The sequence below is a fragment of the Paenibacillus vortex V453 genome (genome assembly GCF_000193415.1).
In the GTDB taxonomy this organism is placed as follows: Bacteria; Bacillota; Bacilli; order Paenibacillales; family Paenibacillaceae; genus Paenibacillus_AQ; species Paenibacillus_AQ glucanolyticus.
Genome location: NZ_ADHJ01000001.1, coordinates 40,853 through 62,569, shown reverse-complemented (window position 1 = coordinate 62,569; position 21,717 = coordinate 40,853). Strand labels below are relative to the sequence as shown.

At 51.3% G+C, this 21,717-nt stretch carries 16 protein-coding genes; 9 read left to right on the top strand and 7 right to left on the bottom strand.

Features of this window, described 5'->3' with window-relative positions:
- Positions 1 to 146 precede the first annotated feature (146 nt).
- The 3 genes from PVOR_RS00270 to PVOR_RS00260 all read left to right on the top strand — a co-directional run bounded on the left by PVOR_RS00270 (position 147) and on the right by PVOR_RS00260 (position 4,057).
- A complete protein-coding gene (locus PVOR_RS00270; protein ID WP_006207042.1) occupies positions 147 to 1,175 on the top strand; it encodes a DUF2332 domain-containing protein in 1,029 nt (342 codons plus the stop codon).
- Between the two features lie 300 nt (positions 1,176 to 1,475).
- Positions 1,476 to 2,864 carry a class II fumarate hydratase gene (fumC, locus tag PVOR_RS00265; RefSeq protein ID WP_006207041.1) on the top strand — a complete coding sequence of 463 codons (1,389 nt, stop codon included), beginning with the start codon at positions 1,476 to 1,478 and terminating at the stop codon, positions 2,862 to 2,864.
- A 155-nt stretch (positions 2,865 to 3,019) separates the two neighbouring features.
- Positions 3,020 to 4,057: a hypothetical protein gene (locus tag PVOR_RS00260; RefSeq protein WP_040680055.1), complete on the top strand. Its 1,038-nt coding sequence runs from the start codon at positions 3,020 to 3,022 to the stop codon at positions 4,055 to 4,057.
- 101 nt (positions 4,058 to 4,158) lie between these two features.
- Here PVOR_RS00260 and PVOR_RS00255 read toward each other — a convergent pair whose 3' ends face one another.
- Positions 4,159 to 4,710, bottom strand: a complete 552-nt coding sequence (locus PVOR_RS00255) for a hypothetical protein (RefSeq protein WP_006207039.1) — start codon at positions 4,708 to 4,710, stop codon at positions 4,159 to 4,161.
- 517 nt (positions 4,711 to 5,227) lie between these two features.
- Between PVOR_RS00255 and PVOR_RS00250 the strand changes: the two genes are divergently transcribed.
- Entirely contained in the window at positions 5,228 to 7,150 is a 1,923-nt protein-coding gene (locus PVOR_RS00250) for an amidase family protein (RefSeq protein ID WP_006207038.1), read from the top strand.
- Positions 7,151 to 7,253: 103 nt separating this feature from the next.
- Here the strand turns inward: PVOR_RS00250 and PVOR_RS00245 are convergent, their stop codons facing one another.
- From PVOR_RS00245 to PVOR_RS00220, 6 genes are all read right to left on the bottom strand, one after another.
- Positions 7,254 to 8,843 carry a hypothetical protein gene (locus PVOR_RS00245; RefSeq protein ID WP_006207037.1) on the bottom strand — a complete coding sequence of 530 codons (1,590 nt, stop codon included), beginning with the start codon at positions 8,841 to 8,843 and terminating at the stop codon, positions 7,254 to 7,256.
- Positions 8,844 to 8,995: 152 nt separating this feature from the next.
- Positions 8,996 to 10,348, bottom strand: coding sequence for a hemolysin family protein (locus PVOR_RS00240; RefSeq protein WP_040680020.1), 1,353 nt, complete (start codon positions 10,346 to 10,348; stop codon positions 8,996 to 8,998).
- A 57-nt stretch (positions 10,349 to 10,405) separates the two neighbouring features.
- Positions 10,406 to 10,654, bottom strand: a complete 249-nt coding sequence (locus PVOR_RS00235) for a hypothetical protein (protein ID WP_231887955.1) — start codon at positions 10,652 to 10,654, stop codon at positions 10,406 to 10,408.
- Positions 10,655 to 11,141: 487 nt separating this feature from the next.
- Positions 11,142 to 13,001 carry an LTA synthase family protein gene (locus tag PVOR_RS00230; protein ID WP_006207033.1) on the bottom strand — a complete coding sequence of 620 codons (1,860 nt, stop codon included), beginning with the start codon at positions 12,999 to 13,001 and terminating at the stop codon, positions 11,142 to 11,144.
- Between the two features lie 269 nt (positions 13,002 to 13,270).
- A complete protein-coding gene (locus PVOR_RS00225; protein WP_006207032.1) occupies positions 13,271 to 13,960 on the bottom strand; it encodes a CidB/LrgB family autolysis modulator in 690 nt (229 codons plus the stop codon).
- Positions 13,957 to 14,328, bottom strand: a complete 372-nt coding sequence (locus PVOR_RS00220) for a CidA/LrgA family protein (protein WP_006207031.1) — start codon at positions 14,326 to 14,328, stop codon at positions 13,957 to 13,959. Before PVOR_RS00220 ends, PVOR_RS00225 begins: the two co-directional genes overlap by 4 nt.
- Before the next feature lie 126 nt (positions 14,329 to 14,454).
- On the opposite strand from PVOR_RS00220, the gene cidR reads away from it, so the two are divergent.
- The 5 genes from cidR (at position 14,455) to PVOR_RS00195 (ending at position 21,682) form a co-directional block, all read left to right on the top strand.
- Positions 14,455 to 15,345 (top strand): cidABC operon transcriptional activator CidR, encoded by an 891-nt coding sequence (gene cidR / locus PVOR_RS00215; protein ID WP_006207030.1) that lies wholly within the window; start codon positions 14,455 to 14,457, stop codon positions 15,343 to 15,345.
- A 106-nt stretch (positions 15,346 to 15,451) separates the two neighbouring features.
- Positions 15,452 to 17,074 (top strand): catalase, encoded by a 1,623-nt coding sequence (locus PVOR_RS00210; RefSeq protein WP_006207029.1) that lies wholly within the window; start codon positions 15,452 to 15,454, stop codon positions 17,072 to 17,074.
- Positions 17,075 to 17,263: 189 nt separating this feature from the next.
- Positions 17,264 to 18,307 carry an oxidoreductase gene (locus PVOR_RS00205; RefSeq protein ID WP_006207027.1) on the top strand — a complete coding sequence of 348 codons (1,044 nt, stop codon included), beginning with the start codon at positions 17,264 to 17,266 and terminating at the stop codon, positions 18,305 to 18,307.
- 142 nt (positions 18,308 to 18,449) lie between these two features.
- Positions 18,450 to 19,244, top strand: a complete 795-nt coding sequence (gene pdaA / locus PVOR_RS00200; RefSeq protein ID WP_006207026.1) for a delta-lactam-biosynthetic de-N-acetylase — start codon at positions 18,450 to 18,452, stop codon at positions 19,242 to 19,244.
- Between the two features lie 149 nt (positions 19,245 to 19,393).
- The gene (locus tag PVOR_RS00195; RefSeq protein WP_006207025.1) at positions 19,394 to 21,682 is read left to right on the top strand and encodes an ATP-dependent DNA helicase; all 2,289 of its coding nucleotides are present in this window, start codon (positions 19,394 to 19,396) and stop codon (positions 21,680 to 21,682) included.
- The last annotated feature ends 35 nt before the right edge of the window (positions 21,683 to 21,717 follow it).

Sequence of the window (21,717 nt, the reverse complement as noted above, 5' to 3'; positions counted from 1 at the left end):
CCTTTTTTCACAGGGGCGGTTCTTTTTGTTCCCATCTTATTTTTCTTATAAGTCTGATAAAAGATCGGAATCCCCGTTCCTTCTGGAAAGATGTAACATAGTTGTAGCCGATATAAAGGGTTAATTCTCTATTAGGGGTGTGGCGTATGGTGGATTTAGAGCGGTTAACCAGCGTGTTCTGTCATTTTGCTGAACGGGAATGTCAGGGCTCCAGCGATTTATATGAGTATTTGGCGAGGCATATCGCTGATGATGAAGAGGTGCTGCGGGTGGCCTCGTTTGTTCCGTCAGGTCAGCCGGTACCCAATATGCTGTTCGGGGCTGTTCAATATTTGCTGCTCCAAGGCGAGGGGGCCGAGCTGAGGTCGTATTATCCCGGCCTGGTAGAGCAGCCGCAAGCGATGAATTCGTGTTACCCCCATTTTCGCTCGTTTGTGCTGAAGCACGAAGGGGTACTCATCGAGATTCTGGAGAGCAAGCGGGTTCAGACGAATGAAGTCCGCCGCTGTGCTTACTTGTATCCGGCGTTCTGCTCGATCTACGACAAAGTCCGCAAGCCGCTTGCCTTGGTAGAGCTTGGCTGCAGTGCCGGATTGCAGCTGTTATGGGATCAATACAGCTATTCCTATGGTGATGGAGCGAGTTATGGTCATAACGGCTCAAAGGTTCGCATGACTTCAGAGATCAGGGGGGATCGCCTGCCGCTTCTGCTGCCTTCCAGCCCTCCGGTGGTCTACCGGATGGGGATTGATCTGCATGTGAACGATGTACGTAACGCGGAGGATTTCTTGTGGCTGCGTGCCTTAATCTGGCCGGGCTATCATGATCGGGTGACGATGCTGGAGCAGGCTGTGGAGGTGCTCAAACATCAATCGGGGATACAGTTTCGGGAAGGGGACGGGACTGAACTGCTGCCTGAAATTGTGAAGGGCATCCCGGAGGAGGCCGTTATCTGCGTATTTCACACGCATGTGGCCAATCAGATTCCGGAGACGTCCAAACGCCGCTTGCTGCAGCATCTGAGCGAGATCGGGAAGACGCGTGATATTGTACATGTCTACAACAATATGTGGGATGGCAATCTCCATGCCGATTATATTCTTGGGGGCGTGCTAAGCGAGTATACGATCGCGCGGACGGATGGGCATGCACGCTGGTTCGAGTGGTTGTTATAAAGCGCATGAATCTATATTTTTTCTTGGGCAAGTCTGTGTCATAATAGGAGAGATGGAATATAAAGCGTTTACGTTATTTCATGGAGCGGAAGACAGCGCGGCTTCAACGACAAGTGGCGGAAGCTTGCCCATGAAGTCTGGTTTCCAGGTTGTTTTTGACAAGAGCCATCATGTTATCTTAGAGAACTTGGAAATGAGGGCAAGACGGAGTTCAATCTGCCGATTTCGAGAGTGAGGACAGGCAATAAGCTCCCGTTCCATGGATAGCCTAAACTAAAGATGCCAAAGGAGGAAGTTGGGATGGATTACCGTATTGAGAAGGATACCTTAGGTGAGGTTAGAGTGCCTGCGGACAAGCTGTGGGCGGCACAGACGCAGCGCAGCTCCGAGAATTTCCGGATTGGAACCGAAACGATGCCGAAGGAGATTATTTCGGCGTTTGCAATATTGAAGAAAAGCGCGGCGATTGTGAATGGCAAGCTGGGCAAGCTGGACGCGGACAAAGTGGATGCCATTACGACCGCAGCCGATGAGATTGTGGCCGGCAAGTGGGATGCGCATTTCCCGTTGGTCGTTTGGCAGACAGGCAGCGGCACGCAGTCCAATATGAATGTGAACGAGGTCATTGCGAATCGGGCCAACCAGCTGCTGGAGCAAAAGGGCAGCGCCCTGCGTGTTCATCCCAACGATGACGTCAATAAATCCCAAAGCTCCAATGATACCTTCCCGACGGCGATGCATATGGCATCCGTTGTCGCTGTAGAAGAGCATGTACTGCCTGCGCTTCGCCGCTTGAAGAAAACACTTGAGAAGAAAAGCGAGGAGTACAAAGACCTGATCAAAATCGGCCGCACGCATCTTCAGGATGCCACCCCGCTGACGCTTGGACAGGAGATCAGCGGATGGCATCGGATGCTGGAGAAATGTGAATTGATGCTGTCCTCATCCGTAGAACCGATGCGCGAGCTGGCGATTGGCGGCACGGCCGTTGGTACCGGGATTAATGCCCATCCGAAATTCGGAGAAATGACGGCAGCCGAAATCAGCATGCAGATCGGAAAAAGCTACACCTCTGCCAGCAACAAGTTCCATTCGCTGACAAGCCATGATGAGATTGTATTTGCACACGGGGCGCTGAAGGCACTGGCTGCCGATTTGATGAAGATTGCCAACGACGTACGCTGGCTGGCAAGCGGTCCTCGTTCCGGCATCGGCGAGCTGACCATTCCTGCCAATGAGCCTGGCAGCTCCATTATGCCGGGCAAAGTGAATCCGACCCAGAGTGAAGCACTCACGATGGTGGTCTGCCAAGTGATGGGCAATGATGCAACCATCGGCTTTGCGGCAAGCCAGGGTAATTTTGAGCTGAACGTATTCAAGCCGGTTATCATCTATAACTTCCTGCAGTCCGTACGTCTGCTGGCAGATGCCATGGATTCGTTCGACCAGAACTGTGCGATCGGCATTGAAGCCAACCTGGATGTCATCCGGGGGAACATGGAACGGTCGCTGATGCTGGTGACGGCGCTGAATCCGCATATCGGATATGAGAATGCAGCAGCCATTGCAAAACAAGCGCACAAAGAAGGCACAACGCTCCGTGAAGCGGCTCTGGCCAGCGGACTGTTAAGCGCGGAGGATTTCGACCGGATTGTCCGTCCGGAAGAAATGATTCATCCGAAGGAATAGGCGCCGAGCTTTCGCGAGGCATCTGTTTGACTACGAGCCCATTTCACTGCGGTGAAGTGGGCTTATTGTTTATCCATCGGCCGAAGGCGGTTATAATTAGGGTGTCAGATTTTACAATCATACATAAATCATGGGGATAAAGGATGGATGATAACTTGAGGAAACATCAGTGGTTTGCAGCATTGCTCTCCCTGATCTGCACCGGGCTCGGGATGTTTTATATCGGGACACCGGGCATGATCATCGGCGGGGTGCTGCTTATGGCGCTTCAGGGAGCGGCTCTTTATATTTTTTTCATCACATTAGGTTTCTTGGGCTTGATTATTGGCCCGCTGGTCATTGTCCTTCATATTGTAGGACTCATTATACCCATCGTTTACTTCAACTACCGATCGCCGAAGAAACCGATGTTCGACGAGAAGCGGCGGCGCCAGCTCTCCTCACCTTGGAAAATCATCCTGAGGACGTTAATCGGACTGGCCCTGTTCGCCGGGTCCATATATGGCGGGTACACCTGGGGATCTTCCCCTTTCATGAAGACGGCAGCGGAGAAACGGGTGGTTCAGGAAGCGGCTGAGTCTTATCTGGAACAGAAGTACAGCGAGCCCTTCAAGGTAACGGAAGTAAGTTATACCTGGGCTGTCAGTTCGTATAATCTTAGAGCCCATTCTGAGCAGGCGCCTGATCTGGAGTTTACCCTAAACAGTGATGATGGCAGCCCGCCTACCCTATCGAATGATACTTATCTGAACTTGCTCTGGGGGAAGCAGCTTGAAGAGCAATTGAAGCCACTGCTGGACGAGCTGTATCCAAACCAGGCTTTTGCGCAAGCCTACGTATTCTCGGATTCCGAGACGCTTGAGCGCAATTATAACAGTCTTGGCCAGGAGGCGGATGGGGCAGTTCGTCAGAATGTAAGTTTAATCGTATTTGCGGATCTCACCGCAGCTAATCTTCCAGAGGAGCAGGAGCGTGTGCTGGAGCTGATACGAAAGCTGCCTTCCGTGACCGTAAAGGGGGAAACGGACCTTCAGATCAATTACTATCCTTCGGATTTGAATACGCCCGATACTGCGAAGAAGATAGGGCAGGATTTTGATTACATGAGAGGGTTTCCGAGTACCCATTTTTTCAGAGAGTTCGATATTTCGAAAATGGCGTCTGCGGATGATATCGAGATCAGAGAGATGTAATCAAGATGACGGAGTTCAGCTCTTCTTATGATAAGAAGCCTGGCAGAGTCTATGACTCGGCTTGGCTTCTTTTTTTGATTGTGTGAGTCATCATCGTACCGTTAGTTCCTGGACAGATCAATTACGTGTTCTTTCTTTGTTCGTGAAATGGTCAGTTTCAGGTTGAAGGCCTTGGCCATGTCGCGTACAGGGACGTACAGGGTGTTTTTTGTGAAAACAGGTCCTTCGTATTTGCTCTCATCCAGCTTGCAAGAGTCCGATGCTTCCGGGCACAGCAGCTCCGGTTCATAGATGTTGATGTCATTGACACTCATCTCTTGGGTTGCCTTCCGCACGATCGTATACCCCCGGCTTGCGTTGCCCCATACCGATATGTGGGGAGCGCTTGGAGCCTTCAGATCATATTGATGGAAGTGGTCCAGTTCCACTTGCAGAGAATAGGAAATCTCGTACCCGAGTGCCTCAGCTAACCCTTGGAGAGGAACATAGGCCTTGCCTTGGCGAATATATACGTCATTCATGAGTGTGCCTGCTACGTTTACGGAATAGCTCGGAGCGGCGGCGTCAACGTCCGCTTGCTCGCTGCTCCAGATGAGCGAAGTTGCTAACAGGACGCTTGTGAGGGCAAATAGAGATATTTTTCTGAATGTCACGGCAGTGATAACCTCCTTGAATACGGGATGAATTCAGGCATTCGGTAAGCTGCCAGTATAGGGCAGCCAGCTCCTACTATAATAGACGCTCCTTCTGGCTGATTGGTTAGCTGTCATATCGGAAAAAATGGTATGTTTGTAAGGTATGCTTGTTTTATTCTGCGAAGGAGAAGATGAGAGAGGATGCTGTGGTTTGCCGTAGTTGCTAGATTCATTTCAATAGGCACAGATTTATATGTTATATAATATAACATATTATTTATGATAGGAGATGTTTGTTTATGCTATTTAGAGTATAATGTTATTTTAATTAACATATATATCCTTCATTCATTATACTATACGAATCTATAAAAAGAGGAAATTGTTTAATAAATGAATGAAAATAAGTGATAATTACCGATATGCATATAATAATGCGCTTACATTATCGAATTCAAAGATTGTTAGGTTAATTTACATGATCTATGATAGTCACTAACTACCTAACAACATCGATAGATTGGAGCGTGCGTCAATGCGTAAAATGACCTCATGGAAATTAAAAGGGAGTGCGGCACTGCTTAGTGCCTCATTGCTGGCCGGATCGTTCATCCTTACTGGTACACCTGCGGAAGCTAGTTCCAGCACGAGCACGAACGCTGGACAAGTGAGCAGCATCCAGAAGAGCAGCTTAACGTCACCTATTACGGTTCAGGAATTCTCCAAACTGCTGAACGCGGTTGCGAAGGGGAATGGACTTGAATTCAAAGGCCTGGACGGAACCGGAACCATCAAGCGCAAAGACGCTGCAGCTGCCATCTATGAATGGATTGAATTGCCGGAGAGCACAAGCGAATATACAGATTTGTCAGAGGCTGAATCCGAGATTGCAGGTGCCTTGCTGAAGGCAGGGATTATGAACGGTTATAGCAGTACGGTATTTGCGCCCAATCAGCAGGTGACGATTTCCGATGCTCATGTGCTGATCGATCGGATCGAAGCCTATTTAACTCCTTTTGACATTACCGAGGCAACGATTGCAGAGATGCAAACGGCGATGGAACAGAGGAAGGTGACTTCCGTCACACTGGTTCAGCTCTATCTGGCAAGAATCCATCGCTACGATGATCAGCTCCATGCCATCCTGACCGTGAACGACAAGGCGGTGGAGGCGGCTAGAAAGCTGGATGAGGAACGCAGAACGACAGGCCCGCGAGGTCCGCTGCATGGCATCCCGATCATTGTGAAGGATAATTATGATACAGCGGACATGCCGACAACGGCAGGCTGCGTGTGTCTGAAGGACTCCATCCCGGATAACGATTCGGAGCAGGTCGCCCGATTGAAGGCTGCCGGAGCGATTATCATTGCCAAGGCGAATCTGGACGAATTCGCTTTTAATATTACCACGTCCAGTTCACTTGGCGGACAGACGCTAAACCCTTATAATCTGGGGCATTATCCTGGCGGCTCCAGCGGTGGAACCGGGGCGGCGATTGCAGCCAACTTTGCAGCGGCCGGCCTTGGCACGGATACAGGCGGCTCCATTCGGATTCCCTCCTCCTTAAACAGCCTGGTAGGCATCCGGCCTACCATTGGACTGTCCAGCCGTGACGGGATTATACCGCTGGCGTTAACACAGGATGTGGGGGGACCGATGGCCCGGACCGTAGCGGACGCGGCAGCCGTTCTTGAAGCTACCGCAGGTTATGATGCAAAGGATCTGGTGACCACGCAGAGCGTAGGTCGTGTTCCAGACAGTTATTTGAGTTATCTGGACAAGGAAGGTCTTCAAGGTGCGCGGATTGGGGTTGTCACGCAGCTTCTGTCAGGCACGAAGGCCGAGCAGAACGAAGTGAATGATATCACTTTGAAAGCCGTGAAGGATATGGAGAAGTTAGGCGCGACTGCCGTTCATATCGAAATTCCGAATTATGAGGCTATCATGAAATTCCCAAGCCTCAGCGGTTGGGAGTTCAAATTCCAGCTGAATGATTACCTGGAGAGTCTGGGTGAGGATGCACCTTACCATTCCCTGGAGGAGATTATTGCTTCCGGTGAATATCTGGAATCGCATAAGAGCTCCATGGAAGCCAGACAAGCTCGCGAGACCCTGGACGACAACGAGTACCGCAAAATTGTGCTGGACCGTACAAAGCTGACGCAGGAATCGCTGCTGAAGGTGATGGCCGAGCACAATCTGGATGCGCTGGTCTATCCAGCCTCGGCCGAACCGGCTGGCAAACTCGGCGAGGGTCAGAACTCGGGTGTGAACAACAGGCTCAGCCCGTTCTCCGGCTTCCCGGCAATTACAGTTCCAGCGGGCTTTACGGATGGCGGGCTTCCCGTTGGCGTGGAGTTCCTCGGGAAGGCATTTGATGAAGGCACATTGATCAAGCTGGCATACAGTTATGAGCAAGGCACCCTGCATCGCAAATCGCCAACCCTGACTCCGTAAGGCTGATGGGGCAAATATCATGAGGGAAACGGACGGATCAAGAGGATAAACCTTGATCCGTCCGTTTGTTGTTATGGGCTCCTGGAAGAGGAGCCCTCACATTTTACATACTCATTGTATTCTTAGCTTCACGGTACCCGGACAGCTTGTTTACGAAGAACGTAATCAGGAACGAGCAGAGCATGCTGGCTGCCATGGAGACCAGGAAGCCGACGGTGTTATTCGATGTGATCGGACCAATGAAAGAGGGGACGTATGCGGTGCCACGAACCCCGAATATGCCGACAAGCATGCCGCCAAGTCCAGCGGAAGCAATGGCGCCCGCAAATACAAATTTATTCGAGAACATGAATGGATAGGCAGCTTCAACAAAGGTGCCAAAACCCATATTGATGGCAAATCCGGGAGCGGCTACAGCGGCCTCCCCTTTGTCGCGGGGTGCAATGATGTTGGCCAGCGTAATTCCTGCGGATACCATGACCAAGCCGACCATATCCACCGCGCCGAGGAAGCTGTTGCTCGTGGTTTCCATCTCAAGCAGTACGATCGGCAGAATGGCCGCATGATAAACGCCGCCAATGATCGCAGGCCAGATCAGCAGTCCTGCAATCAATCCGGCAATGGCCGGGCTCCAGGAGACCAGCGTTTCGATCAGCATGCGGATGCCCTCGCCAGCACTCAGCGCAATCGGTGCGATGAGAAAGTAGACCAGCAGACCGGCAATCAGCCCTGAGACGCCGCCTGCAACGATGTTGACCGTCGTAGCCGGGAAACGCCACTCCACACATTGACGGAATATGTAATGGACAATGATGCCTGCGCCAATTCCGCCGATGATACCCCCGATAATGCCGCCTTCAACGGACAGGACACCGGCCACGATCCCGGCGACAATGGAGACCTCGTCCAGCTCGGATACCTGCTTGGCTGCAATAACGGCCACGATGACCGGCAGCGCCTTGATCATCAGATCAAACACCTCGGTCAGTGCCGATAATCCCGGAATTTTGCTGACCGCGAGGATTAGGGCCATACCGATGAAGCCGGGAAGCGAGGCCATCATTATGCCTCGAATATTGATGCGGCGCCATGGAGATGAGCTTCCGGCTGCCGCGTGGATGCTCGCTGCTGCGTTCCCGATGACCGGCCGATACGGAAGCCGCCAATGCTTGCTGAGGGAAGTAGCAAACGTGACCGCTCGGGTGCGGTTGGTGGTGCCGGTTGTGCCGGAAGCGGCAATGACGTATGCGCCTTTGGTCTGAATGATCGCCATGGACGTTCCTCCCGTACCGGTCACCGGCAGACGGAACTTGGCGGCAGCCTCAATGGCGTGTCGGTTGCTGCCCTCCGGGTCGGCACTCATTACAATGAGACCGTCAATCTCGCCGAGTTCAATCTGCTCGGCAATTTCCCGGTCAAGCCGCTCGGCAGCCTGATTCACTTGCTGAAGGGTGCCTTCAGCGATAATGACCGGCTCGCCTTGACTAGAATTCCAGCCGTAAAGTGCAGCGGGCGTTGAGTCCTTAGCTGCATCCATGGAGACCTGGGCTGCGATGAACTGTAGAGCCCCGCATGACAGACCGGCGCTCTCCATCTGCACCAATATCTCATCCAGCAGCTTGAGCGGGTCCCTGCCGCCCAGATTGTACAGATTGCCGCCGCTGCTTCCTATAATAGCTATTTGACGATTCATGTCTTGCTGCCCCCCATACGATAACAGATTGTAATTTCTATATTACAGCAGAGTTATAACTTGTTAAAGTGCTAAAATGTCGGCAAAGCATGCAAAAAGCCGCCGTGCATCACCCTGTAAGGGCTGCATGGCGGCTATGGTTCATGGTTCGCTTACTCGTTATGTTCCGTTGTTGCTGCCACGGCAGATGTTTCTTCAGCCGTATTTTCTTCCGTTTCCTTGACGATTTGCAGCTTCGTATAACGGTGGGTTTTCTTCTCGATGACGGTAAACGTCAGATCACGGTAGCTCCATGTATCGCCTTTGGCGAGCTCGGAGTTGTGTCCGTACAGCCAGCCGCCGATGGTATCCAGGTCATCCGTGCTCAGATCGGTATGCAGCAGATCATTGATCCGATTGATGGACACCTTGCCGTCAGCGATGATGCGGTTCGGCTCAGGCTGGGTCAGCTCGCGTTCCTCATCCTCGTCGAATTCATCGCGGATCTCCCCGACGATCTCCTCCAGAATATCCTCAATGGTGATCATGCCGGACGTACCGCCATACTCGTCGATCAGGATGGCCATATGCGTGCCTTCCTGCTGCATTTTGCGAAGTAATTTCTTGATCGGAATCGCTTCGGATACTGTCATGGCCGGATGAATCAGCTTGGACAGATCGATGCTGGCATTGTCATCAAACTCCAGGAAGAACTGCTTGGTGTTAACTATACCGACGATCTGATCCTTGTCGCCGCGTACAACCGGGAAACGGGTGTACTGCTCACGCTTGATAATCTGCAGGTTCGCTGCAAGCGGCTTGTCAACATACAGGCAGATCATATCGGTACGTGGCACCATGATCTCCTTGGCAAGCATATCATCAAAAGCAAAAATTCGGCTTACATAACCATACTCGGCTTGGTTGATCTTCCCGCTCTCATAACTGTCACTCAGGATCATGCGAAGTTCCTCTTCCGAGTGAGCTTCCTCATGTTCACTGGCCGGGTGCATGCCGAACAGACGAACGATTTTGTTGGCGGATCCGTTAAGCAGCCAGATGAACGGGTACATAATGCGGTTGAACCATATAATAGGCGTCGCGCATAAGAACGACACAGCTTCAGCTTTATTGATAGCAATCGTTTTCGGTGCAAGTTCACCGATAACAACGTGGATATAAGTCATAATAACAAAAGCAAGCAGGAATGAGATTAGCGAAGCTACAGCTGACGGGATGGAAAAGTTATCAAACACCGGATGAAGAATCTTCTCGATGGTCGGTTCCCCGAGCCAGCCGAGACCGAGTGCCGTGATGGTAATCCCAAGCTGACACGCAGACAGGTACCCATCCAGATTCGAAGTTACCTTTTTAACGGCAAGAGCGCCTTTACGCCCTTCCATAACCAATTGGTCTACTCGACTGGGACGAAGTCTTATGATAGCAAATTCCGTCATAACGAAAAAAGCGGTAGCTGCAATAAGTACAGCGACTAAAAATAAATTTATGCCTATACTGTCATCCAAACAAAACACATCCTTTTTTTATCTGATCTGAATTAGTTTTTAAATAACCATGGTTTACTATGCATGGCTGTCAACATAATTCGACCTGAATTTCAAAGGTTCCAGCAGCATGTGCTTGAGGATCAGAAACATATCGGTTTCAGTACAGCATGTAACGTTATTCAAGGAAAGCAGAGACACATGGCGCTTATCTTCCAGCTTCAACCGAACAGGCTCCGGCGTTTTGGGGACCGGTGTCGACTCAGGCAGATTGCCTTCGGAAGCTTCCATTCCGTGCGTAGCCGCAGCGGAATCGGTTATGTCCACTAGAGGGACGGGCGTAACGGAAGCGATCAGCAGAAGGCCAAGTGTTGAACATATAATTCTGATTATCCTTCGTATGGGGTCCAAGTCGGATCGTCACTCCTACAATTCGTAATCGAGTTGCTCTAAAAAAATATATGGCTAAAATGTCATCCTATGAATGCGTAATTTGAGTTGTTGTACGTAATTTCACCACGAATGCGGTTTTCAAAACAAGGTATATTGTTAAGATTATAAAATTTATAGTTTTCAGCGAAGCTGAACAAATTCGATGATCGCAAGAAAAAATTCCTCTAAACGCGGTCTGTCTACTGAAAGTAAGTCGATAGAGTTTTTCTTATTAATCATAAGAAAAAGTAAGCCACTATGTCAAATGCCAGTTGCTTTCCGTTGTGTAATCCCATAGGGAACAAGGATTGCAGGGTGAGCTGTCTATGAAAAAAAGGACAACTCTCTACGAACCTGGAGAGTTGTCCTGTCATGAAACGAATTATTTATGGAGTGGCAGCTGTCTGACATAGCTGTCGGACAGGTGGAGCAGCTGCAGCGCCCGTTCGAACTCCTCCTGGGAAGCCTGCGTCGACTTCTCATCTGAGCTCGGCAGCGGGTGCTTGGTTCCATCCTCAAAGCCGATTCCCGGGATGTACAGGGTGGTATTGTTGATAAACGTCCCGGAAGGAAGGTAATACCGTTCCGGCAGCAAGTTGTTATCGGTGTTGTTCAGCAAATCCTGACCAAAATGAAGCTGTTGGTCCAACGATACGCCGAGCAGGTTAGAAACCGTTGGCAAGAGGTCGATCTGCCCGCCGACTTGCTCTTTCACTTCCGGTTGAAGGCCTTCGCCATGGATTATGAGCGGAATGTTGATCATATCGCCTGAATTATAGTCCCGGCCATAAATTTCGCGCATCAGCTCTTTATCTTTGTTATCCAGTGAGTAGATCGGCAGTCCAAGGTGATCTCCATAGACAACAACCATGCTGTTATCCCATATCCCGTCCTTCTTCAACTGCTCAATGAATTTGCCGAGCGCGTCATCTGCATAGTTCTGGGAGCGGATATAATCGCCGACAAACGTACCATCATACCGCTCTGGGAGCGTCATCCGGTACTTCTCTTCAGGAATGGTATAAGGATGATGTGCAGACATCGATATGACCTGAGCATAAAACGGCTTTCCTGTATCGTGCATCTTTTTCAGCTCGGCGGCTGTCTTGGAATACAGGGCATCATCCGAGGCGCCGAAGAACAGCTTATCATCCTCACCGAAAAAGGCTTTATCATAATAACGGTTAAAACCGAGCGCTTTATACAGCTCTCCGCGGTTCCAGAACTCCACCACATTGGTATGGAAGGTGGCCGTATCGTAGCCTTCAGCTTGCAGCAATTTCGGCAAGCTAGGGAGGACCCTGTCCGCATAATGCTGCGTTGCCGCCCCCCGCGGCGGGATGTAGAAGGAGGTATTTACAACAAACTCGGCATCGGAGGTATTACCCTGCCCGACATTCTGGAAGAAGTTCGGGAAGTACAGGCTTTCACGAGCCAGCTTGTTCATGTGGGGCGTAATTTCCTTGCCGTCAATCTTCAGATTCATCAAGAACTGCTGGTAAGATTCCATCTGGATGATGATCAGGTTCTTGCCCTGGGCTACACCGGAGAGCAGTGCTTCCTGATCCGATGCTCCAAGTCCCTTCAGTTCATTGATTTTATCCTGCGTGATGGTCTTGGCATCTGCAAGCTCGGTGTTTTCCTGTTGGAAAATCGTGTAGGCTTCGTAATTGAGAATTCCCATCTCCTGCGCCTTTACGATTTCGTTCATGCTTGCGCGGTTAGGCATAATCTGGAACAGGCACAGCATCAGGGAGAACACAAACACGATGGGAACGAATTTGCGTTTCTCTTTTTTGGCATGCCGAATCTTCCACTTCTTCACGCGGTCACTGCGCCACAGCAGTACGAACATGACAATGATATCCGTAAAAATCAGCAAATAATAGGGGTCCATTAAGGAGAACACGCTGTTGCTGACTGCGGTTACCTGGTTGACTTGCTCCAGCGCGTGATACGTCACGATAACGCCGTAGTATTTATAATACATAATAGCTGCAAAGAATATGGCGGTCAGCAGCAGGTTAACGCTCATATAGGCAGCAAGTTTCCGCTTGGAGGCAAACCATTCAATCAAGCTGAACACAAGCCAGATAAAAGGAATTTCTGTAATGAGTGGTTTCCAAGGCATCACATCATCAAAAATGACCATCCAGGCTAAGTAGCTTTTGAGCAGCATAATGACAGAGAAAAATATAAAAGGCTTCGTCATCGTTAACCGAAACCGCGAGGTGGAGAGCACCTGTATCGCCTTCCTTTCAATGCCGCCCAATATTAGGTTCAGGAGCTTTCAGCGGCTATTCGTTTTTTTACCATCGACAGACGTTATTCTTACGGTTCGTTTACATTAGACATGACATTAATTTAACAAAACTTATGAACAGAACTTATTATGACCTCTTCCGCGGAGGTTGTCAAAGAGTTAAAGTAAGTTCCGGAAATGCGCATAACAACACAAAAAAGACAACGAAAAAACCGGTCATCGCCGGTTTAGTCAGAGTCATGCCAATATTAGTGCAGAAATGCCATGATTAGTGGTGCGGTCCCGAGGGTGAAGAGGGCAGCAACAATCATCGAAATGCTGGAGATTGTGCCGGAGAGGGAGCTGAATTCGAATGCTTTGGATGTGCCGGTTCCGTGGGCGCTGGTCCCGAACAGAACGCCTCTTGCGATATCGCCCCGAATCCGGAAAATTCGCATGACGGCCGGTCCGATCATGGAGCCCAGAATGCCGGTCATGATGACAAAGACAGCGGTCATGTTGGGCACCCCCCCGATGACCTCAGATACGTTCATGGCAATGGGCGTTGTAATGGAGCGCGGCACAAGGCTGGTGGCAAGAGAGCTGTTCAGGTGCATCCATTTTGCAAGAAACGCAGAGGATACCATCGCCAGCACCGACCCGGTCAGCACGCTGAGCATAATCTCGGCAGCATGCTTCTTCAGGGTTTGAAAGTTCTTGTACAGCGGAACGGCAAAGGCGATCGTTGCCGGTCCCAGCAGCTTGCTTATCCACTGCGCACCTTCATTGTATGTTTCATAGGATACGCCCGTTTGTGTCAATATCACAACAAGGAGCACCGGAGTAATCAGGAGCGGAGACAAATAGACCTTGGGAAAGCGGCGGTACAGCCTTTTGGCGCCCGCATAGATACCGATCGTTAACAGCAGTCCAACGAATGCAGACAGCAGGATGTTCATGGCGTTCTCCGCTCCTTTCGAGTGGAGATGAAGCCGGCTGTCAGCCCCGAACTCACCATCACGATAACGGTGCTGAACAGAACAACAACTAGAATCTGGAGCCCTTCGGCTTCCAGCATCGGGAAATATTTCATGATACCGACTGCAGCAGGGATAAAGAACAGCAGCAATTCGGCGAGCAGCCAATTAGCGCCAAGCTCAATCCACTCCAGACGCAGGATCTTGGTTTCGAGCAGAATAAACACCACGGCAATGCCGAGTATGCTTCCGGGTATCCCCAGATGCAGCCATTCGGCCAGTTTATCCATTCCCATGGAAAGAAGCATGAAACCGGCCACTTGCAGAGTTCCTTTCAATATGTTGATCATGACCGGCCTCCTATGTTTTCAGTATTAATGAAATTTTACAACGATAATTTTCATAGGTAAAATGCATATATCGAATGATAACTATTCCATTTATCTATACATAGAAGAATCAGGAGGGTGGATCGGATGGACATACGGCATCTGGAGTATTTTCTTGAGGTCGCCAGGAATCAGAGCTTCACCAAGGCGGCGGAGAAGCTTTATATTACGCAGCCGACAATCAGCAAGACCATTCGCAACATGGAGGATGAATGGGGCGTCACCTTGTTCTACCGGCAGGGCAAGCGAATCGAGCTGACGGATGCGGGCCATATCATGTACCAGCAGGCACAGCAGATGGTGGATTCCTTCCAGCGCGTATCCGCCGAGCTGGAGGATCTGATGAACCTGAAGCGCGGACATCTCCGAATCGGTCTTCCGCCTATGGTGGGCTCAAGCTTTTTTCCAGAGGTGATCGGGCAGTTCCACCAGGAATACCCAAAGATTACCATTCAGCTTATTGAGGATGGCGCCAAGAAGGTGGAGGCCGATGTGGAGAGCGGCCAGACGGACATCGGGGTTGCCGTGCTGCCGGTTAACGAAGAGGTGTTTCACTATTATTCCTTTGTGAAAGAGAAGTTGAATCTGCTTGTACATCCGTCCCATCGGCTTGCAGGCAGAGATCATGTGAACCTGAATGAGCTTGCGGAGGAAGCGTTTGTGTTGTTCCGCGAGGATTTCACGCTCCATGACCGGATCATCCGGGAATGTATAAGCGCAGGCTTCGAGCCTAGAGTGGTCTACGAAAGCTCGCAGTGGGACCTCATCAGCGGCATGGTGGCTGCGAATCTGGGGATAGCCCTGCTGCCGGAAACGATCTGCAAAGAAATCGATTCCTCACGCGTTACCATTCTGCCGCTGGATAATCCGGTGATTCCTTGGCAGCTCGGCATGATCTGGAGGAAGGACCGGTATCTGTCTTTTGCTGTCAGGGAATGGATCAGCTTTACACGCGGGCTGCTGGGAGAACGGGGATAAGTTTGTTTTGAATTGAGCTGCATTTCATACATTTTCACTCCTTGGACATAATATCCATAGTAAGAGAACCAATTACAAGCTATCTATCCAAGGAGGAATGACATTCGTGAGTGGCCAAGAACATGAGGGGAATAATGGGATTAACCAGGAGCGCACAGGTTTTGCACAAAACCGGGGTGAGACGGAGCGGGAGGATACACTGACTAATCGTCAGGGGCATCCGATATCAGACAATCAGAATGTAAGAACGGTTGGAAACCGGGGACCGATGACACTGGAGAATTATCATTTTCTCGAGAAGATTACGCATTTTGACCGGGAACGCATTCCGGAACGCGTTGTGCATGCCAGGGGAGCAGGGGCCCACGGCTACTTTGAAACGTATGGAAAAGTGGGCGATGAGCCCGTCTCAAAGTATACGCGGGCGAAGCTGTTTCAGGTTGAAGGCAAGCGAACTCCGGTATTTGTGCGGTTCTCGACCGTAGTCCACGGCTCCGGCTCGCCTGAAACGTTACGTGACCCACGCGGATTTGCCGTCAAGTTCTATACGGAGGAAGGCAACTGGGATTTGGTGGGCAACAACCTGAAAATATTTTTCATCCGTGATCCGCTCAAATTCCCGGATATGGTGCATGCGTTCAAGCCTGATCCGGTATCCAACGTCCCGGGGCCAGTCGGCATGTTCGACTTCGTATCCCGTTCTCCGGAAGCGACGCATATGATCACGTTTCTGTGGTCCCCTTGGGGTATCCCGGCGAATTACCGCCAAATGCAGGGCTCTGGTGTGAATACATACAAATGGGTCAATGCAGATGGAGTCGGTGTGCTGGTGAAGTATCACTGGGAGCCGCTCAAGCAGGGGATCAAAAACCTGACGCAGGAAGAAGCAAACAAGATTCAGGGCATGAATGACAGCCACGCTACCCAGGATCTGTATGAGGCGATTGAGCGCGGAGAATATCCGGAGTGGGAACTGTGCGTTCAGATTATGAGCGACGACGATCATCCGGAGCTGGAATTTGATCCGCTTGATCCGACCAAGCTGTGGCCGGAAGATCAGTTCCCGTTCTTAAAGGTTGGTAAAATGGTGCTGAACCGCAATCCGGAGAACTACTATAACGAGGTGGAGCAAGCGGCCTTCGGAACCGGCGTGCTTGTGGACGGACTTGACTTCTCGGACGACAAGCTGCTGCAGGGCCGTACCTTCTCTTACTCGGATACCCAGCGGCATCGCGTAGGCACGAACTATCTGCAGCTGCCAATCAACGCACCGAAGAAGCGGGTAGCGACCAATCAGCGCGGCGGACAAATGTCTTATTTTGTGGATAAGGCGCCAGGGCAGAGCCCACATGTGGATTATGAGCCTTCCATGACGGACGGCTTGGTGGAAGCCTCGCAGACAGCGAAGCCGCATCAGCCTCACTACGATGCGAATCTCGTGCGCCAGAAGCTTGATCGCACGCTGGACTTTAAGCAGGCTGGCGATACGTACCGAGCATTCGAGGACTGGGAGCGCAATGAACTGATCAACAATCTGGTGGGTGCGCTAAGTCAATGCGATGTTCGCATTCAAGAGAAAATGGTGGAGCATTTCACGTACGCGGATGAGGATTACGGACGCCGCGTTAGGGAAGGCCTGGAACAGGCGAAGAAGGGCTCGGATGGAGATTCACGTGAACAAGCGGTAGAGGATGCCAGCCGCATGGGGCATGAGGCTGATCCTTATTAATTGTATCGCTTGTGCTTGTACACAGCGTCACTTTGATAACGAGAGAATAGAGAAGCCGCCTGCAACAAAGTTAGCCGCAGGCGGCTTTTTTCCGGTTGTAAAATATTTGCGGGATGTTAAGATGTTGCAAGGAATCACAGCGATCCTTATAGAATCAACATAGAACCATGGGAAGAGGAGGCTTGCGTTATGGCAATACAAGCGGGGATCATCGGATACGGCCTGTCCGGATCGGTGTTTCATGCACCGATCCTGAGAAGCGTGCCGGATTATAAGGTACACACGGTTGTGTCATCGGATCCGGATAAGGTTCACAAGGATGTGCCGGATACGGCTGTTGTCGACAGTGTGGATGAACTCTTGTCGGTTTCGGAGATTGACGTTGTCATCATTACGAGTCCTAATACAACACATTATGAATATTCACGGTTGGCCCTTGAGGCTGGCAAGCATGTGGTTGTAGAGAAACCGTTCACCGTAACCGCTGCCGAAGCGGACGAGCTGATTGAGCTTGCCAAGCAGAAGGGCGTCCTGCTTACGGTATACCATAACCGCCGCTGGGACAATGACTTTCTGACCGTCCGCAACCTGCTGGAAACGGGAGCGCTCGGCAAGCTTTCCATTTATCAATCACAGTTCAGCCGCTACCGTCCTGAGGTGCAATCCGAGCGGTGGAGAGAGCAGGCAGCTCCCGGTTCAGGCATATTATACGATCTGGGCTCGCACCTGATTGATCAGGCTCTGTTCCTGTTTGGTCTGCCGGAGACGTTATGGGCAGATTTAAGAATAGAGCGCAAAGGTTCCAAAGCGCATGATTATTTTCATCTGGTGCTGGGTTACGCAACGTTCCGCGTCATTCTGCACTCCGGCTCACTGGTACGGCAAGCCGGCCCGAAATTCGAGCTGCATGGCGATAAGGGAAGTTTCCTGAAATATGGGATGGACCCTCAAGAAGGCCAGTTGAAGCAGGGCATGCGCCCAGGGGATGCAGGCTGGGGGGAAGACTCGCCGGATCAATACGGAGAGCTCGCTACCGAGCTGAGCGGGCTGGCAGTCCAAGGTGAGATTGAGACGCTGCCAGGACGTTATCAGGCATTCTACCAGGGACTTGCTGAAGCCATTCTTAAAGGGGGGGCTTTACCCGTCCAAGCGGAGGAAGCCCGCAACGTGATCCGGATGATCGAGTATGCGCTGCAAAGTCATCAGGAGGGACGTACCATCCAAATTACGTAGCAAAGGATCTCTCTTGTGTCAGGTTAACGTTGGTTTACACATAGTTTGCTCCGATTTGTGGGATATTAGGTGATGCAACCCTGGGCACGTCTTTCATAGGGGCGATTGATCCATATCACTACAAAGAAGGAGAGAGGCGGATATGAAGAAACGTGGAGTCCTTCGGTCGGCGCTTGTGCTTCTGATGAGTTTGGCGATAGTGCTGACCATCTCTGGAGCAGTCTTGGCGGCCGGAAGCGGTCCGTTTCACTTTGGATTTAAGAAAAGCGTCAATGGCCAGCTGCCCTCGATCAATGAGGAAGGCTTTAAGGAGCTTCTGCAAAAATACGATGCCATCTTCATGGGCGATGCCGAGCAGAAGGAGCTTTATCTCACGTTTGATAACGGCTATGAGAATGGTTATACCTCCCGTATCCTGGATACGCTCAAAGAGAAGAAGGTGCCCGCCACCTTCTTCGTGACCGGACATTACGTGAAGACACAGGCGGATCTGCTGAAGCGGATGACGGCGGAAGGCCATATTATCGGCAACCATTCCTGGAATCACCCCGATGTTACCACGATTTCGGCAGAGAAGCTGACTGAGGAGCTGGAGCGGGTGAAGAAGGAGGTCATGAGCATAACCGGCCAGCCGGACATGAAGTATTTGCGTACACCGCGCGGCATATTCGACGAGAAGTCCCTTGCAACCAGCAAACAATTGGGATATACCAATGTCTTCTGGTCGCTGGCGTATATGGACTGGGATGTGAAGTCACAGCGCGGCGCACAGTATGCTTACGACAAGGTGACCGCACAGCTGCACCCGGGTGCAGTCATCCTGCTTCATTCGATCTCCAAGGACAATACAGAGGCGCTGGGGCGAATCATTGATGAAGCGAAGAACCGGGGCTACGAGTTTAAGAGTTTGGATCAGATGCAGAAAAAAGCTCCATAAGTGACCGTTTCGCATAGCGTGCAGATGGTATCCGCGAGGATAACCGTCCGCACGCTTTTTTCTGTATCGATCTGCGCGGATGCTTCGCATTCAGGAACGAATGTTTGGTATAATACGCTTCATAAGAACATGAACGATAGGAGACCATCATGCCTCATACTATCCAAATATCCGTAAGGCCGCTGGTGGAATACGTCTTTCGCAGCGGCAGCATTACCTCGGGCTTTCGCACGGCGACCTCCCTCACCGAGGGTACCCGCGCGCATCAGCAAGTACAGCGCGATTATGGCGAGAACGATCAGAAGGAAGTGCAGCTTGAAGTCGAGATTCCGTACGAGGATCTGCTGTTTGTGGTGGAGGGTCGCTGTGACGGCCTGATTTGGGAGGAAGAACGGATCATGATTGATGAGATCAAGTCGACCTCCGGAGATTTGGGCGAGATTACCGAGCACACCTACCCGGTTCACTGGGCGCAAGCCAAAATGTATGCCTATATGTATGCGAAGTTGCATGAGATGCCAAGGATGGCAGTCAGATTGACCTATTTCCAAGTGCCGAGCGGAGAGCGGAAGCAGTTCGTGCAGGAATGGAGTTTGCCTCAGCTGGAATCCTTTGTGCTTGAGGTCGTGGGGGCATATGCTCCCTATGCGAACCTGTTAAGAGAGCATGCCGAGCGGAGAGATCGGAGCATCCGCGAGCTTAAATTCCCGTTTCCTGCCTACCGGGAGGGACAGCGGAAGCTTGCTGGTGCCGTATATAAAAGCATCGGTGAAGGACGGAGATTGTTCGCCAAAGCGCCGACCGGCATAGGCAAAACCATATCCACGCTGTTTCCTTCGGTTAAAGCGATCGGTGAAGGACTGCTATCGCGGATCTTTTACCTGACAGCCAAAACGATTACCCGAACCACCGCGGAGGAAGCCATGGCGCGCATGGAGCGTCAAGGGCTCTGTATGCACGCAGTCACGCTGACGGCGAAGGACAAGATCTGTTTCAGTGAAGCGGAGGGCTGCAGTCAGATGGGCTGTGCGTTCTCGGAGGGCTACTATGACCGGATCAATGACGCCATACTGGATCTGCTCTCGAATGAAACGTTGATCACGAGGCCCGTCATTGAGGATTATGCCCGCAAGCATACGGTCTGTCCGTTTGAGTTCTCGCTGGACGCCGCTTATGCGGCTGATGCCGTCATCTGTGATTACAACTATGTGTTTGACCCGCGTGTATCCTTCAAGCGTATGCCGGAGGAAGTGAAGAAGCGCAGCGTGCTGCTCGTTGATGAGGCGCATAATCTGGTGGACCGCGCGAGAGGGATGTTCTCGGCTGAACTGAATAAATCTGCGTTCTTAGAGCTGCAGAGGGCTTATAAAGAGAGCAATCCCACGCTGTACAATACGGCTAAACGGGTCAATAACCGCTTTAAGATTCTGCGCAAGGCCGGTGAAGAGGAAGAGCGGATTGTAGGCTCCCAGCAGCCGGAGATGATGGTCGAACTATTGGAGGATTTTGCCCTCCAGGCGGAAGCCGAACTGATGACAGGCAAAAGCGGGGATGAGGCCGATGCGCTTTTGGAGTGCTATTTTGCCGTACAGGGCTATCTGCGTATCTCCAAGCTGTATGACGACCGGTTTGTCACCTATGCAGAGATGAGTCAGAGCGAGGTGTTTCTCAAGCTGTTTTGTCTGGATCCCTCTTATTTGCTTCAGCAAGCGGCCAAGAATTATCGGTCCAGCGTGTTTTTCTCGGCCACCCTGATGCCGCTCGGCTATTATCGCGATATGCTGGGAGCGGAGGAAGAGGACTACAGCCTCTCGATTCCGTCCCCATTCTCGGCCGAGCAGCTGGATGTGCGAGTTCTGCCATTGTCGACGCGGTTCAAGGATCGGGAGCGGAGCCGTGAGGCCATCGTGCGGATGCTGAGTGCTCTGGTTCAGGAGCAGCCGGTGAATACCTTGATTTTTCTGCCGTCCTACCCCTACATGCAGGATATTCATGAAGACTTCGCCCGAATGAATCCCGGGGCACGCACGCTGCTTCAGGGACACGGGATGAGCGAGGAGGAGCGGGAGGCGTTCCTGAATGCATTTCAGGCGGATGCAGCCGATCCGCTGATCGGCTTTGCGGTAATGGGCGGCATTTTCTCGGAGGGTATTGATCTGAAGGGAGAACGGCTCTCCAGTGTCGTAGTGATCGGCGTGGGATTGCCGCAGTTGTCTTTCGAGAATGACATCATCAAGGATTATTTCGACCGTACCGGCAAGAGGGGATACGATTACGCTTACGTGTACCCGGGGATGAACAAAGTGCTGCAGGCCGGAGGACGCCTGATTCGATCAGAGCAAGACAGCGGTACGCTCACACTTGTCGATGACCGTTTTCTGAATCGCCAATACGGGATGCTGCTGCCAGAGGAGTGGAGAAATTTTAGGCGATTCTAAATTTTTCATGGGATGTTGACACCTGGAAATTGGAA

Coding starts and splice junctions, on each gene's coding strand:
- PVOR_RS00270 (WP_006207042.1), top strand. CDS start 147: ATGGTGGATTTAGAGCGGTTAACCAGCGTGTTCTGTCATTTTGCTGAA.
- fumC (WP_006207041.1), top strand. CDS start 1,476: ATGGATTACCGTATTGAGAAGGATACCTTAGGTGAGGTTAGAGTGCCT.
- PVOR_RS00250 (WP_006207038.1), top strand. CDS start 5,228: ATGCGTAAAATGACCTCATGGAAATTAAAAGGGAGTGCGGCACTGCTT.
- PVOR_RS00245 (WP_006207037.1), bottom strand. CDS start 8,843: ATGAATCGTCAAATAGCTATTATAGGAAGCAGCGGCGGCAATCTGTAC.
- PVOR_RS00225 (WP_006207032.1), bottom strand. CDS start 13,960: ATGAACATCCTGCTGTCTGCATTCGTTGGACTGCTGTTAACGATCGGT.
- PVOR_RS00220 (WP_006207031.1), bottom strand. CDS start 14,328: ATGATCAACATATTGAAAGGAACTCTGCAAGTGGCCGGTTTCATGCTT.
- cidR (WP_006207030.1), top strand. CDS start 14,455: ATGGACATACGGCATCTGGAGTATTTTCTTGAGGTCGCCAGGAATCAG.
- PVOR_RS00205 (WP_006207027.1), top strand. CDS start 17,264: ATGGCAATACAAGCGGGGATCATCGGATACGGCCTGTCCGGATCGGTG.
- pdaA (WP_006207026.1), top strand. CDS start 18,450: ATGAAGAAACGTGGAGTCCTTCGGTCGGCGCTTGTGCTTCTGATGAGT.
- PVOR_RS00195 (WP_006207025.1), top strand. CDS start 19,394: ATGCCTCATACTATCCAAATATCCGTAAGGCCGCTGGTGGAATACGTC.